Genomic DNA, 14,524 nt, shown 5'->3' on the forward strand with positions numbered 1-14,524 from the left:
GATATTATTTCAATTTAAATCTTTGTATTTTCCCAGTCTCCGTTTTCGGCAAATATTCCACGAAATTAATGACTCTTGGGTATTTATAAGGAGCAGCTACTTCTTTGAACCAGTGTTGAATACGATTCTTCATTACATCCGTTGCTTTAGCGTTATCGTGTAATACAATATGCGCACAAACTAACATTCCTCGTTCTTCATCTGGTAAACCTACAACGGCACATTCCAAAATATCTTCGTGCGTTAAAAGTACGGATTCTACTTCAATTGCCGCAATATTATATCCCGAAGAAATTATCATATCATCGCCACGAGCCACAAAATGAAAATAGCCTTCTTCATCTTGACGAAAAATATCGCCTGTGATGTTCCAACCGTTTTCAACATATTCGCGTTGTTTTTCTTCTCGATTTAGATATTTACAACCTGTAATTCCTCGAACCGCTAATCTTCCTGCTTCGTTTCTTGGTAATTCGTTACCTTGTTTGTCAATGATTTTGGCTTCGTAACCTGTAATCGCTTTACCTGTAGCGCTAGGTTTCATATTTTCTTCATTGGATGAAATAAAAATATGTAACATTTCAGTAGCACCGATTCCGTCAATAATTTTTAAACCTGTAGCATCGTACCAATCTTGCCAAACTTTCAAAGGCAAGGTTTCGCCAGCAGAAACACATTTTCTCAAACTTGAAATATCGTAATCCTGAACTTTTGTAGTGATGATACGCCAAGCAGTAGGAGCGGTGAAGCAAATCGTAATTTTAAAATCTTGAATTGCTTTCAATAATAAATCGGGACTCGGTTTTTCGATTAAAAATGAAGAAGCTCCGAAATACATTGGAAACAACACCAATCCGCCTAAACCAAAGGTAAATCCTAATGGTGGACTTCCTGTAAAAATATCATTTGGTGTGGGTTGGAGCGAATATTGTGGAAATGCTTCGCAAATATTCAAAATATCTTTGTGGTAATGAGCCGTCATTTTGGGTAAGCCCGTTGTTCCAGAAGTGAAGCCAATTAAAGCAACCGAATCCGATTTTGAATGATAATTGTCGAAAGTTTTCGGTTTAGAAGCCATTAATTCTTCCAATTGTGAATTGCCATAAAAACACGTTTGTTTTAGAAAATCAGACTTTACCAAATGCATTTCTTCTTCCAATTCCTTATCACATAATACATGCGAGATTTCAGCACAATCGATAATTGTGGTTAATTCTTTGGAACGAAGCAATGGCATGGTGGCAACAACAATTCCGCCCGCTTTTAAAATAGCAAACCAACATGCAACCATCATTGGATTATTAGCCGAACGAATTAAAACACGATTACCTGATTTCAATTCCAAATCATCTACTAAAACATGTGCAATTTGATTCGCTTTTTCAAATAAATCTTGATACGTCCAAGTTTCTTCAAACGTACGAATACAAATACTATTTCCACGTCCTTCACGAATATGGCTATCCAATAGTTTATCAACGCAATTCTGCATTTCAGGTTGTTGGAATTGCGGTAAATCCAAAAAGGTGTATTCTGGTTGTAATTCCAGAGCTGATAAGCTATTGTGAGCGAAATTATCTTCGTAATGTTTCATAATTCCTAATTACTTCTTATTACTTTTAGGTTTTAATGCTTTTTTCATGCCTTCCATTTGTTTTCTTTCGGTAGCTTTTAGCGGATACAAATGCGAAATGCCCATTTTGTATGGATTTGGAATATCATTCGCTTGAAATTGTTCGTAGGCTTGAGCATTTCTCACGAAATTAGCATCTAACAATAAAGGTCTTCCTAAAGCTACTAAATCCGCTCTTCCGTTTAAAAGAATCGTATTGATTTGGTCGATATCTTGAATATAGCCGGCGGTTATAGTTGGAATATGAACGGTATTTCGAACCGCATCAGAAAAAGGCGTTTGCCACATTCTACCCGTTAATGGTTTTTGACCTGCGACAGTATTTCCCGTTGAAACATTAATAATGTCAGCTCCAGCAGATTTAAAAGCAGTTGCGATTGTAATTACTTCTTGTTCTGAAATTCCATTTTCTGCCCAATCCGTAGCTGAAATTCGTACTGAAATTGGTTTTTCAGTTGGGAATACTTCACGAATGGCTTTAAATACTTCTATTGGATATTTCAAGCGATTTTCGATACTTCCACCAAATTCATCCGTACGAATATTGGTTAATGGAGATAAAAATGAAGCTAATAAAAAGCCGTGATGTGCTTGTAATTCAATCATATCAAATCCAGCTTCGTCTGCATTTTTAGCTGCTTGTACGAATTGCGATTTGATTTCCGCCATATCTTCCAAAGTCATTTCTTTTGGAGTCGCAAAATTTTCATTGAATGAAATAGGGGAAGCGGAAATTAAATTCCAAGGCGTTTCCAATGGTCCGTTACCTTCCCAAGGTTTTTTCGTAGCACCTTTTCGTCCCGAATGCCCTAATTGAATTCCTATTTTAGTAGAAGTATTGTTATGAATAAAATCAGTAATTTTTTTCCATTGGTTCAATTGTTCGAAATTGTAAATTCCTGCACAACCTTCTGTGATTCTTCCAGTTTCAGAAATAGCTGTCATTTCAGTTATAATTAGCCCAACACCGCCTGTAGCTCGACTTCCGTAATGCACTAAATGCCAATCAGAAACTAAGCCATCAGTTGCGGAATATTGTCCCATAGGTGCCATAACGATACGGTTTGGGAGTTCTAGTTGTCTAATTTTGAAAGGAGTGAAGGCAGCGCTTTTGCCTTCGAGAACCTCAGGCAACGCATTTTTATTTGAACTGTTGGCTGAGGCACTCGAAGTCAATTGTTCTTGATAAAATTCTTTCAAAACTTTATCTGTAAAAGATTTATCTCTCAAACGTAAATTTTCATACGTTACTTTTTTCGAACGTGTCATACATCCAAACGCAAATTGTTGGAAAGGATGTTGCATGTGACGGTCCATATTTTCAAACCAATCTAAAGAAACTACGGCGGCATACTGAATCATTTCTACCGTATTTCTTCTAGTTTTATCGTATTCCTCAAAAGCGGCTTGTACGTTATTTGGATTTGCAATTACTGCATCCGATAATCCGATAGCACAATCCATAGCTAATTTAGTTCCTGAACCAATAGAGTAGTGAGCTGTAGCTTTGGCATCTCCAAGTAAAACGATGTTGTTATGATACCATTTTTCATTCGTAACATGTGGAAATTGACGCCAATGTGATTTGTTGGAAATCAATGGATGTCCGTCTAATTCTTCTTTGAAAATTTCTGCAATTTTAGCCATTGTATCGGCTTCATTAGTTACTTCAAAACCGTGTTTTTGCCACGTTTCATCTGAACATTCAAAAATCCAAGTACTCATGCCTTCTTCGTATTGATAGGTGTGAGCCACAATGGTTCCGTGAGGCGTACTTCTGAAGAAATAAGTAAAAGCATCTAATGGTTTAGTAGAACCTAACCAAACGAATCGGTTTTTCTTTAATTCGATTTTGGTTCCGAATTCTTTTTGGTATTGGGTACGAATAGCACTTGAAATTCCATCAGAAGCTAAAATTATATCTGAATCTGCGAATTGTGATAAATCATCTACATTTTGTTCGAAATGTAAATTTACACCTTCTTCGATGCAGCGTTGTTGTAATAATTGTAAAAGAGTTTTACGAGAACAACCGCAAAATCCATTTCCAGCAATATTAACCGATTCACCATCACGAGCGACAATAATATCGTCCCAATAGGCAAATTTGCTTCGAATGAGTTCGTATGATTGCATGTCGCGTTTTAGGAATTCGCCTAAAGTTTCATCTGAAAATACGACACCAAAGCCAAAACTATCATCGGGTTTGTTACGTTCGTAAATATCTATTTGGCAATGTGGCATTGCTTTTTTGGTTAATATCGAAAAGTAAAGTCCACCTGGACCACCACCTATAACTGTTATTTTCATGTTTATAATTGATAATTAACAATGGATAATTGATAATTAATTTTTTGTTTTGAATAAATTTTATTGTTTCATGAAATCAAAAGCGCCTTTACGTAAATTGATTCCGTATTCCAAATAGGCTTTTAAACAAGCTAGGAAATTTGACCAACCGAAGGAATTTCCGGAAAGCCATTTTAGACCAGCTTCGTTATTTTTCATGCTTTTCTCTGTAATCGTAACTAAAGTTGAATTGTTTTCTTTTTCTGAAAGGGTGATTTCTACTAATAAATCAACTCCTGAATTTTCCCAATAGAAAGAAACGTATTTATTGTGTTCTACTTTTCCAACTTTAACAGGACATTCGAAATCGAATTCAGGAAATTTCCAGATCAGATTTTTGTTTTCTTCCATTTTTCCTGTGCTAGTTGCAATGAAATAATTGGACATTTTTTTTGGATTAACAATGGCTTCAAAAACTTCATGAATTGGTTTCTGAATTTGCATTGCACAATTTATTTCTAATCTTTCGGAACTCATTTTAGCCTCTTTTTATGGAGAAGATTTCTCCTAATTTACTGTAATTGGAACCTGCTAAACGGGCAACAGGTTTGTATGTGTCTAAATTGATTCTGTGATTTTCCATTAATATAGAATCGTCTATATGCATGGTAATAATTTTACCAATGATAATACAAGCGCCGCCATTTTGATGATTTTCTATAAAATAATGATACACCATTTCGCATTCAAAATGAACTAGACTTTCTTTGACACGTTTTGGTTTGATATAAGTTGAATCAATAGGAGTAACGTTTGCTAATTCAAATTCGTCAATATCAGATTCTACACTCTGCGAAGTGGTGTTCATTTGTTCTACAACTTCTTCTGTTACTAAATTAACTACGAATTGTTTGTTGTCTAATATATTGTTTAAGGTGTCTTTGTTTTTGTTTCCTGTTCGAACGGTGGAAAACATTACGTGTGGGGGATCTTCGCTTACTACGTTAAAAAAAGAAAAAGGAGCAAGGTTGTTGATTCCGTTATTGTCAATTGTTGAAATCCAACCTATTGGTCTAGGAATTACTGTCCCTGTTAATAGCTTATATAAAGCGGAAGATTCGGTGTTTTGTATGTCGAATTGCATGGTTTTGTGTTGTTTCTACAAATTAAATAAAATAACTATACTTTTTCATAACAAAAATGGATTTTTTTTCATTTTATCAAAATTAAAAATGTAGTGATTTAAAGCTAAAATTATACTATTCATAATTTTAAATCCTAAAAATTGCAATAAGTAAAAAAATAAATTGAAATTTTTATGATATTATTTTTTGTGTATTTTGCAAAATTAGTATATTTATGCAAAAATTATATATATGGAGATTTTATCCTGTCCAAAATGTCAAAGTGACAATATTGTAAAAAGTGGCATCATCAAAGATAGACAGCGCTATTTATGTAAATCGTGCAATTATTACTTCACTGTCAATAAATTAGGAAAAAAGATAGATGATTACTATGTAACTAAGGCTTTGCAATTGTATTTAGAAGGCTTAAGTTTTAGAGAAATCGAGCGTATTATTGGTGTTTCGCACGTATCTATTAGTAATTGGGTGAAAGAGTTTAAAATAAAGAAACCACCACATCCTAATTATCATCCTACATACAAGATTTTTAAGCATAATGAGTTGGTCGAATTCCTTCAAAACAAAGACCAATTGTCGGGTGCTGGGATGATTATTACAGAACTCGGAGATAAGTTTATGCTTATAAAATGGGAGCGTTTTAAAGATTAGCTATACTCTTTAACAAAAATATATATTGTAATTTTTTTCATTGACATATTTTTAGAATTTGGTCATGCAGAAATGCACAACTAACCAAAACTTAAATTATGAAAAAATTACTAACTATTTCAGGATTATTGCTATCTCTGCTAGTATCTGCTCAGGGTTCGCCTGATTACGGTGGAGGTTTAAAATTCAATTTAAATCCAGAAGGAACCAAATACATGCGCTTTATTGCATGGAATCAAGTTTGGCTTCGTTCAACCGATTTGAATCCGGGTTCAATGATTGGAGACGAATCCGTTTCTAGTCATGAAGATGCAGGCTTACGTCGTTTACGATTATTAGCTTATGCACAAATTTCTCCACGTTATATGATTTTGACTCATATAGGGATAAACAATCAAACTTTTATTAATGGTGGTGCTTCAGGTTCGGCTGGAACTGGTGGCTATGGCGCTGGAAAAAAACCAGGTTTATTCTTTCATGATGCATGGAATGAATACGCTGTAGTTTTACCTAAAGAATCAAAACCCTTTAGTTTGTCAGTAGGAGCTGGATTGCATTATTATATGGGATTATCTCGTATGACAATGTCATCTACTTTAAATTATTTAACTATTGATGCACCAATTTTCAACTGGCCTTTGATTGAGAATTCAGATCAGTTTGCTAGACAAATTGGAATTTTTGCAAAAGGTAAATACAATAAATTCGAATATCGTTTTAGTATCAATAAACCTTTTGCAACAAATCAAACACCAACAAATGTTACCGATGCGAGTATTGCAAAAGCTGTTGATAATAACAATACTACACAGTGGTCTAAAGCAGGTTATGTGGAATATCAATTCTTTGATAAAGAAGCTAACTTTTTACCTTACAAAGTGGGAACTTATTTAGGAACTAAAAAAATGTTCAACATTGGAGCTGGTTTTTATAATGCACCAAAAGGAACCCAAACTTCTGTAAATGGTGTAATTAAAGAACATGCTATTAGTTTATTTGCTGGAGATGTTTTCTTAGATATGCCAATTGGTGCTAAAGAGAAAAAAATGGCAATTACCGCTTACAGTGTTTTCTATAATTATGATTTCGGACCTAATTATTTAAGAAACCTTGGAATTATGAATGAAGGGGTTATGGATCCTACTTTTACAGGTTCAACAGCATTAGCGGGAGCAGGAAATTTGCAACCAATGGTAGGAACAGGAAATATTTGGTATACACAAGCGGGTGTTTTATTACCAAATAAAAATGAAAAACCAAAAGTAAGAATTCAGCCATTTGGAGCGTATACTTATAAAAACTTTGATGCACTAGAAAAAGCAAGTAGTCAATTTGATTTAGGAGCGAACTTTTTCTTAGATGGTCACCATGCCAAAATTACTACACAATATTCAACACGTCCAGTTTACACAGCAGTTGACAAAATTGATAAATACAAAGGTGAATTCATCATACAATTACAAATCTATTTATAACAAACTAATACAATTAAATTATGAGCGATAACAAATCATCAAAAGGAATCTGGAAAGTTATTTCAGCTTCCTCAATGGGAACAATGATTGAATGGTATGACTTCTATATTTTTGGAAGTTTAGCAGTAGTATTATCTACTAAATTTTTCCCATCTGACAATCCAACAGCAGCATTTTTATCAACATTAGCTACATTTGCTGCAGGTTTCGTAGTTCGTCCGTTTGGAGCCCTTTTCTTTGGAAGATTAGGAGATTTAATTGGAAGAAAGTATACTTTCATGGTAACTTTAATGTTAATGGGAGGAGCTACTTTTGTAATTGGTTGTATTCCAAGTTTTGAAACCATTGGTTATGCAGCACCGGTTATAGTTTTAATTCTTCGTTTACTTCAAGGTTTAGCTCTTGGTGGTGAATATGGTGGAGCCGCAACTTATGTAGCCGAACACGCTCCAAAAAACGAAAAAGGATATTGGACTTCTTGGATTCAAACTACTGCGACTGTAGGTTTGTTTATTTCCTTAATGGTAATCTTACTTACTAAAGGATTAATGTCTAAAGAAGCGTTTGATGAGTGGGGTTGGAGAGTACCGTTTTGGGTTTCAATTTTAATGGTTTATGTTTCGTTCTTGATTCGTAAAAACATGCACGAATCGCCAGCTTTCGCGAAAGCAAAATCTGAGGGTAAAACATCTACAAATCCATTGAAAGAGAGTTTTGGGAATAAATTCAATTTAAAATTTGTTCTTTTAGCATTATTTGGTGCAACAATGGGTCAAGGAGTTGTTTGGTATACGGGACAATTTTATGCGATGAACTTCTTGAAAACAGTTCAAAGTATTGATTCTTCTCAAGTAGATACATTATTAGGAATTGCACTTTTATTAGGTACACCATTTTTCGTATTCTTTGGATGGTTGAGTGATAAAGTAGGAAGAAAAGTGATTATGATGAGTGGTATGTTGATTGCTATATTAGCGTATCGCCCAATTTATAGAGCCATGTATGCCTCAACAGATTTGACTTTAAAAACTGAAATCGTTGAGAAAACTAAAGTAGTTCCTTCTTTAAAAGAAATTGATGCTACAAAAATGGATTCTATCTATACTACAACAAAAGCTTATACCGATGGAACAACCGTGGAAGAAATCAAAACTATCCATTTTGAAAGTGGAAAAGTTATGCTGGATGACAAAGGAAAAGACAAAGTAGAAACCAAAGTAACCAAAATGATTAACAATAGCGATCGTTGGTTCTTAGTATTAATGGTATTCATTCAGGTGATTTTTGTAACAATGGTTTATGGTCCAATTGCTGCATTCCTTGTAGAAATGTTCCCTGTTAAGATTAGATATACCTCAATGTCCTTGCCATATCACGTAGGAAATGGTATATTTGGTGGATTACTTCCAGCTATTTCAACCTATTTCGTTACTACTTCTAAAGAGGCAGGAGATGTAGAGTTTTATTTAGAAGGACTTTGGTATCCAATTGGAATAGCAGCTATATGTTTCGTAATTGGAATGATTTACATTGATAGAAAAATTAATACACTTCACGACTAAAAAATAATAATCATGAACACAGTAAAAAAATATTTAGGAATCGTATGGATAGCACTTGCAGTTGCAATAGCCTATTTTTCGATTGGAATTTTTGGAGGGAAGTTAACTTCAGGAAAACAAGATGATTTAGTTTTTGGAATTATTGTTTTCTTTATACTTTTACCAATGGTTGTTACCGGATTAACTATTTTTGGTTGGTATGCAATCACGGACGAATATGAAGATTAATTAAAAAAAATATCCTTAACTTAGAAGCTCTTATTTTAAATAAGGGCTTTTAGGTTTTATAAATATTAATAAAAGATGAAAAAAAGACATCAACAAAAATTGGTAGTTTTATCGTTGTTACTGTTATTGGTATTGAATTTACCAATCGTTTTACTCTTTGACAGTGCTGATAATGTGTTGGGATTTCCAGTAATCTACATTTATATTTTTTCAGTTTGGTTGTTTTCAGTTTTAATGTCTTGGATTGTAGTACAACGTTATTATGAATAGTGCGATTCTTTTACTTATTCTCTTAGGCTACTTGGGTATTCTTTTTTTTATTGCACATTGGGCAGAGAAAAAAGAAAACATCAAATGGACTAATAATTCGTACATCTATTCTTTATCGCTAGCTGTGTATTGTACGGCTTGGACTTATTATGGAAGTATTGGAGTTGCTGCTAATTCAGGTTTAGGATATTTGCCTATTTATATTGGACCCATCATTATTATTCCAGCTTGGATTATTATTTTAAAGAAAATCATTCGCATTTCTCGTGTGAATAAAATTTCAAGTATTGCCGATTTTATTTCGCTGCGTTACGGAAATAGTCGTTTTTTAGGTGCGATTGTAACTGTGGTTTGTATTTCGGGAATATTACCTTACATAGCACTTCAGTTAAAAGCGATTTCGGAAACATTTCATATTGTAACTCAAACTAATACAAATTCTTATATTTTTGATGACACCACAACTTATGTTGCGATTGCCTTAGCTTTATTTGCTTCTTATTACGGAACTCGATACGTAGATGCATCCGAAAAAAGAAAAGGAATAGTCACTGCCGTTGCTTTAGAAAGTATCCTTAAGTTAGTTTTTTTCTTAATTGTTGGAGTTTACGTAACCTTCTTCGTTTTTGATGGTTATGATGATATCTATGCGAAAGCTTCTCTTTTAGGAAACTTTAAAGAAAAAAACATCATTGGCGGATTAGAACAAGGATTAAACTGGTTCTTTTTGAGTATGGTTTCACTTTTTGCTATTTTCTTATTGCCAAGACAATTTCAAATGTCGGTGGTAGAAAATAATAGAGAACGTCATGTAAAAACCGCGATTTGGTTGTTTCCATTGTATTTATTATTGTTCAATATTTTTGTCTATCCCATTGCTTGGGGCGGAAATGTATTGTTTGATGGAAAAAATGTCAATGCAGACACATATTCGCTTTTAATTCCGCAATTTTTTGATAATCAAATACTAACAGTTTTGGTTTTCCTTGGCGGATTTTCAGCAGCAATATCAATGATTGTCGTTTCGAGTATTAGTTTATCTACAATGTTGAGTAATAACTTGTTAATTCCGTATACTTTCTTAGGAAAATTAAAAAATGAAGAACAAATCATCAACAACAAAAAGATTGTCAACATTCGTAAAATCGGAATCTTTTCATTAATTATAGCGGCTTATTTCATTTACCGATTCTTCGCATTAGATTATAGTTTGGTTTCTATCGGATTGATTTCCTTTGTAATTATTGCCCAATTAGCGCCAGCATTTTTCGGAGCCGTTTTCTGGAGAAGAGGTTCAAGATTAGGTGCTATTTACGGAATTTTAATCGGATTTTTAATTTGCATTTATACCTTGTTATTACCTTATGCCATTGGCTTAACCAACGATGAAAGTTCGTTTGTATCCGAAGGTTTTATGAAAATTGGGTTGTTAAAACCGTTCCAACTTTTTGGATTGGATTATTTGCAACCGGTTCCTCATGCCTTATTTTGGAGTATGTTATTTAACACCTTGACTTATTTCGCAGTTTCAGTGAGTTTTAAAGGAAATTATCGCGAACGCAATTATGCCGAAATGTACGTTGACATCGATAAATACAGCACAAATCACGAGAATGCATTCGTTTGGAAAGGAACCGCTTATACGCGTGATATAGAAAAAGTATTGATTCGATTTTTAGGTGAAGAACGTACCAAACGCGCTATGAATATTTTCAATGTGAAGTACAACGTCGATAAAGATCAAGAATTGGCCGATGCAAGATTAGTAAAGTTTGCAGAGAATTTATTAACGGGTCATATTGGAACGGCTTCAGCTCGAATTCTAATTTCGAGTGTGGTTAAGGAAGAAAAAGTTACTTTACCTGAAGTTTTGAAAATTCTTGAAGAATCTAAAGAAAATATCACCATCAACAAAAAATTGACGGAAACCTCAAACCAACTCCAAAAAATTACTTCTGAATTACAAAAAGCCAATGAAACGTTGGTTCGAAAAGACGTTCAAAAAGACGAATTTTTAGATACCGTAACACACGAACTTCGTACGCCAATTACCGCTATTCGTGCTGCGAGTGAGATTTTACACGATGATGACGAAATTCCAGAAGAACTTCGAAAACAGTTTTTGCAAAACATCATTTCCGAATCCGACCGTTTGAATCGTTTGATTGATAAAATTTTGGATTTAGAAAAGTTTGAAACTGGAAAACAAACCATTCATCCAAGTCAAAACAACCTAATTGCAACGATTGAACATTCGATTGAACCGCTAAAACAATTGATAAAAAATAAAAATATTAGCGTTTATGTTGAAAGTAAAGACACCGTTTGGGCTTATTATGATGAAGATAGAATCATTCAAGTTGTTACTAATCTATTATCAAACGCCATAAAATTTTGTCCAGAAACCGATGGTTTAATCACGATTCAAGTTAAAAAGAAAGATAATTTTATAGAAACATTGGTGCAAGACAACGGAAAAGGTATTAATCCTAACGATTTTGACGTTATATTTGACAAATTTTATCAAGCGTCCAACCAGAATTTCAAAAAACCTGTGGGTAGCGGATTAGGATTGGCCATTTGTAAACAAATTATTGAACATCACAAAGGTAAAATTTGGGTAGAACCAAGTGTTAAAGGCGCTTGCATTGTATTTACTTTACCGATAAAAAATATTGAAAATTAAGAGAAAATGAAGAAGATTTTAATAGTAGACGACGAACCAAACATCGTAATGACACTTGAATATACGTTCAAGAAAAGTAATTACGAAGTTTTCATAGCCCGAGATGGACAAGAAGCTTTAGATATTTTAAAAACCAATTTTCCTGATGTTATCATCTTGGATATTATGATGCCTATGGTTGATGGTTTTGCTACTTTGGAACAAATCAGAAAAGATGACAATTTACAACATACCAAAGTCATGTTTTTATCCGCAAAAAACAAAGAGAGCGATATTGAAAAAGGATTAGCTCTTGGTGCCGATGCTTATATGACGAAACCTTTTTCAATTAAAAAAGTAGTGGAAAAAGTGGAGGAGTTGCTGGGTTAAAATTTGGGCGTTCTTCGCTGATGCGAGCGGGCTTTACGCACTCGCTTTAATTAAAATCCTTAGGTATTTTAATTAAGAGCTCAAACAATTGCTGAAATCCTTAACGCAAACTGCTTTTCAATTAGAAACTCTGTTTCATCTAATTTCGATGTTCTAATTTCTAATTTCTTTTATCTATACCTATTTAGCAATATTAATTCATTTAGCATTATTTTATTTTCTACATTTACTAAAGAAAATAAATCACATAAATTGAATAATACAAATGAATTATTGCGATATTTATAATAAAAGTATTACTTCTTCTGAAGAATTCTGGAAGGAACAAGCCAATCAATTAGAATGGTATAATTTGCCATCGAACATTTTATCAACCGATAAAAATGGTTATCCTATATGGTTTGCTGATGGAAATTTAAACGCTTGCTATCTTGCAGTTGACAAACATATCCAAGATGGCTATGGTGATCAAGTTGCTATCATATATGATTCGCCCGTTACACAAACTGTAAAAAAGTATACATTTAACGAAGTTAAAACCGAAGTAGCTAAATTGGCTGGCGGTTTATTATCATTAGGTTTAGAAAAAGGAGATACAGCTGTCATCTATATGCCAATGATCCCTCAAGCTGCTTTTGCTATGTTAGCATGTGCTCGAATAGGAGTAACTCATTCGGTAGTTTTTGGAGGTTTTGCACCACATGAATTAGCGATTCGTATTGATGATTGCGAGCCAAAAGCTATTATTACAGCATCATCAGGAATAGAAATCGATAGATTAATTGCCTATAAGCCTCTAGTAGATGAAGCTATCGAATTAGCGAATCACAAACCTGAAAAAGTAGTCGTTTTCAACAGAAAATTAGGAGCAAGAGTACCATTTAAAAAATATGATGTCGATTATGATGCATTGGTTTATGGCTCGGAAGAAACGCCTTGTGTTCCAGTAAATTCGACACATCCATTATATATTCTTTACACTTCTGGAACAACAGGAAAACCAAAAGGAATTGTAAGAGATACAGGTGGTTATGCTACCGCACTTAAATTTTCAATGCAAGATATTTACGATGCAAAAGAAGGTGATGTTTTTTGGGCTGCTTCTGATGTGGGTTGGGTTGTAGGACATAGTTATATCGTATATGGTCCATTAATCAACAGAAATACAACTGTTCTTTTCGAAGGAAAACCAATCCGAACTCCTGATGCCAGTACGTTTTGGCGTGTTATTGCGGAGCACAAAGTAAATGTTATGTTTACCGCTCCAACAGCGATTCGTGCTATTAAAAAAGAAGATCCAAACGGAGAATTTATCAAACAATACGATTTAAGTAGTTTGCGAATTCAATTCTTAGCAGGAGAACGTTGTGATGTAGCGACTTTAGAGTGGTATCGTGAACATATTCCAGTTCCAGCTATCGACCATTGGTGGCAAACAGAATCAGGTTGGCCGATGATAGCTAACATGATGGGAGTGGAGTATTTACCAATAAAACCTGGGTCAGCCGGAAAAGCTGTGACAGGTTATGATATCCGAATTTTTGGAGAAAACGGACAAGAGTTAGGTCCAAACGAAGAAGGTTATGTAGTTATCAAGTTACCATTGCCTCCAGGAACTTTATTAGACTTATGGAAAGATAACGAACGTTTCAAAGCAGGCTATTTGAATAAATTTCCAGGTTATTATTTCTCTGGGGATGGCGGATTTAAAGATTCGGACGATTATATATACATTACAGGTCGAGTAGATGATGTCATCAACGTAGCAGGTCACCGACTATCCACTGCTGAAATGGAAGAAATTGTAGCATCTCATCATTCTGTTGCTGAGTGTGCAGTAATCGGTATTAATGACGAGTTGAAAGGTCAAATTCCGTTAGCATTAGTAGTAGCAAAATCAGGGGAAGATATTGAGTATTTCCAATTACAACATGAAGTAGTGCATTTGGTTCGTGAACAAATTGGAGCCGTAGCTTCATTGCGTGATGTAGTAATGGTGAATCGCTTACCAAAAACACGTTCCGGTAAAATTCTTAGAAAAATGATGCGAAGCATAGCTGATGGCGAACAATTCCAAATTCCATCAACAATTGATGATGAAGCGATTATTGATGAAATTAGAGACGTTTTAGAGCATGCTAAAATTGGATGTTTTAAGTAAGATTTTGAAGCTAATTACTATTCACTTTTCACCAATCACTTAACTATATCTATTT

At 34.1% G+C, this 14,524-nt stretch carries 12 protein-coding genes; 8 read left to right on the forward strand and 4 right to left on the reverse strand.

The features are described 5' to 3' along the window. Positions 1-4 precede the first annotated feature (4 nt). From IM755_RS07935 to IM755_RS07950, 4 genes are read right to left on the reverse strand one after another with little or no spacing between them, the layout of a single operon-like run. Positions 5-1,594 carry an AMP-binding protein gene (locus tag IM755_RS07935; protein ID WP_194095545.1) on the reverse strand — a complete coding sequence of 530 codons (1,590 nt, stop codon included), beginning with the start codon at positions 1,592-1,594 and terminating at the stop codon, positions 5-7. 9 nt (positions 1,595-1,603) lie between these two features. Beyond that, a complete protein-coding gene (locus IM755_RS07940) occupies positions 1,604-3,943 on the reverse strand; it encodes an oxidoreductase (protein ID WP_194095547.1) in 2,340 nt (779 codons plus the stop codon). Positions 3,944-4,003: 60 nt separating this feature from the next. Then, positions 4,004-4,459: an SRPBCC domain-containing protein gene (locus IM755_RS07945; protein ID WP_194095549.1), complete on the reverse strand. Its 456-nt coding sequence runs from the start codon at positions 4,457-4,459 to the stop codon at positions 4,004-4,006. 1 nt (position 4,460) lies between these two features. Then, on the reverse strand, positions 4,461-5,066 hold the full coding sequence (locus tag IM755_RS07950; protein ID WP_194095551.1) for a flavin reductase family protein: 606 nt from the start codon (positions 5,064-5,066) through the stop codon (positions 4,461-4,463). A gap of 232 nt (positions 5,067-5,298) precedes the next feature. Between IM755_RS07950 and IM755_RS07955 the strand changes: the two genes are divergently transcribed. From IM755_RS07955 to IM755_RS07990, 8 genes are all read left to right on the forward strand, one after another. Then, positions 5,299-5,718, forward strand: a complete 420-nt coding sequence (locus IM755_RS07955; RefSeq protein WP_026725866.1) for an IS1/IS1595 family N-terminal zinc-binding domain-containing protein — start codon at positions 5,299-5,301, stop codon at positions 5,716-5,718. A 98-nt stretch (positions 5,719-5,816) separates the two neighbouring features. Continuing rightward, the gene (locus tag IM755_RS07960; protein WP_194095553.1) at positions 5,817-7,193 is read left to right on the forward strand and encodes a porin; all 1,377 of its coding nucleotides are present in this window, start codon (positions 5,817-5,819) and stop codon (positions 7,191-7,193) included. A 20-nt stretch (positions 7,194-7,213) separates the two neighbouring features. Next, on the forward strand, positions 7,214-8,755 hold the full coding sequence (locus IM755_RS07965; protein WP_194095555.1) for an MFS transporter: 1,542 nt from the start codon (positions 7,214-7,216) through the stop codon (positions 8,753-8,755). 12 nt (positions 8,756-8,767) lie between these two features. Beyond that, a complete protein-coding gene (locus IM755_RS07970; RefSeq protein ID WP_194095557.1) occupies positions 8,768-8,983 on the forward strand; it encodes a DUF6814 family protein in 216 nt (71 codons plus the stop codon). A gap of 75 nt (positions 8,984-9,058) precedes the next feature. Further along, the gene (locus tag IM755_RS07975; protein ID WP_194095559.1) at positions 9,059-9,253 is read left to right on the forward strand and encodes a hypothetical protein; all 195 of its coding nucleotides are present in this window, start codon (positions 9,059-9,061) and stop codon (positions 9,251-9,253) included. Then, on the forward strand, positions 9,246-11,939 hold the full coding sequence (locus tag IM755_RS07980; RefSeq protein WP_194095561.1) for an ATP-binding protein: 2,694 nt from the start codon (positions 9,246-9,248) through the stop codon (positions 11,937-11,939). Before IM755_RS07975 ends, IM755_RS07980 begins: the two co-directional genes overlap by 8 nt. A gap of 6 nt (positions 11,940-11,945) precedes the next feature. Beyond that, positions 11,946-12,308, forward strand: a complete 363-nt coding sequence (locus IM755_RS07985) for a response regulator transcription factor (RefSeq protein ID WP_113988728.1) — start codon at positions 11,946-11,948, stop codon at positions 12,306-12,308. Between the two features lie 265 nt (positions 12,309-12,573). Beyond that, positions 12,574-14,469: an acetate--CoA ligase gene (locus tag IM755_RS07990; protein WP_194095563.1), complete on the forward strand. Its 1,896-nt coding sequence runs from the start codon at positions 12,574-12,576 to the stop codon at positions 14,467-14,469. Positions 14,470-14,524: the final 55 nt, after the last annotated feature.

Source organism: Flavobacterium proteolyticum, from assembly GCF_015223105.1.
Classification (GTDB): Bacteria; Bacteroidota; Bacteroidia; order Flavobacteriales; family Flavobacteriaceae; genus Flavobacterium; species Flavobacterium proteolyticum.

What these genes read in the sequence shown, in the direction of transcription:
- IM755_RS07935 (WP_194095545.1), bottom strand. Translation starts at nt 1,594, where the DNA reads ATGAAACATTACGAAGATAATTTCGCTCACAATAGCTTATCAGCTCTG.
- IM755_RS07940 (WP_194095547.1), bottom strand. Translation starts at nt 3,943, where the DNA reads ATGAAAATAACAGTTATAGGTGGTGGTCCAGGTGGACTTTACTTTTCG.
- IM755_RS07945 (WP_194095549.1), bottom strand. Translation starts at nt 4,459, where the DNA reads ATGAGTTCCGAAAGATTAGAAATAAATTGTGCAATGCAAATTCAGAAA.
- IM755_RS07950 (WP_194095551.1), bottom strand. Translation starts at nt 5,066, where the DNA reads ATGCAATTCGACATACAAAACACCGAATCTTCCGCTTTATATAAGCTA.
- IM755_RS07955 (WP_026725866.1), top strand. Translation starts at nt 5,299, where the DNA reads ATGGAGATTTTATCCTGTCCAAAATGTCAAAGTGACAATATTGTAAAA.
- IM755_RS07960 (WP_194095553.1), top strand. Translation starts at nt 5,817, where the DNA reads ATGAAAAAATTACTAACTATTTCAGGATTATTGCTATCTCTGCTAGTA.
- IM755_RS07965 (WP_194095555.1), top strand. Translation starts at nt 7,214, where the DNA reads ATGAGCGATAACAAATCATCAAAAGGAATCTGGAAAGTTATTTCAGCT.
- IM755_RS07970 (WP_194095557.1), top strand. Translation starts at nt 8,768, where the DNA reads ATGAACACAGTAAAAAAATATTTAGGAATCGTATGGATAGCACTTGCA.
- IM755_RS07975 (WP_194095559.1), top strand. Translation starts at nt 9,059, where the DNA reads ATGAAAAAAAGACATCAACAAAAATTGGTAGTTTTATCGTTGTTACTG.
- IM755_RS07980 (WP_194095561.1), top strand. Translation starts at nt 9,246, where the DNA reads ATGAATAGTGCGATTCTTTTACTTATTCTCTTAGGCTACTTGGGTATT.
- IM755_RS07985 (WP_113988728.1), top strand. Translation starts at nt 11,946, where the DNA reads ATGAAGAAGATTTTAATAGTAGACGACGAACCAAACATCGTAATGACA.
- IM755_RS07990 (WP_194095563.1), top strand. Translation starts at nt 12,574, where the DNA reads ATGAATTATTGCGATATTTATAATAAAAGTATTACTTCTTCTGAAGAA.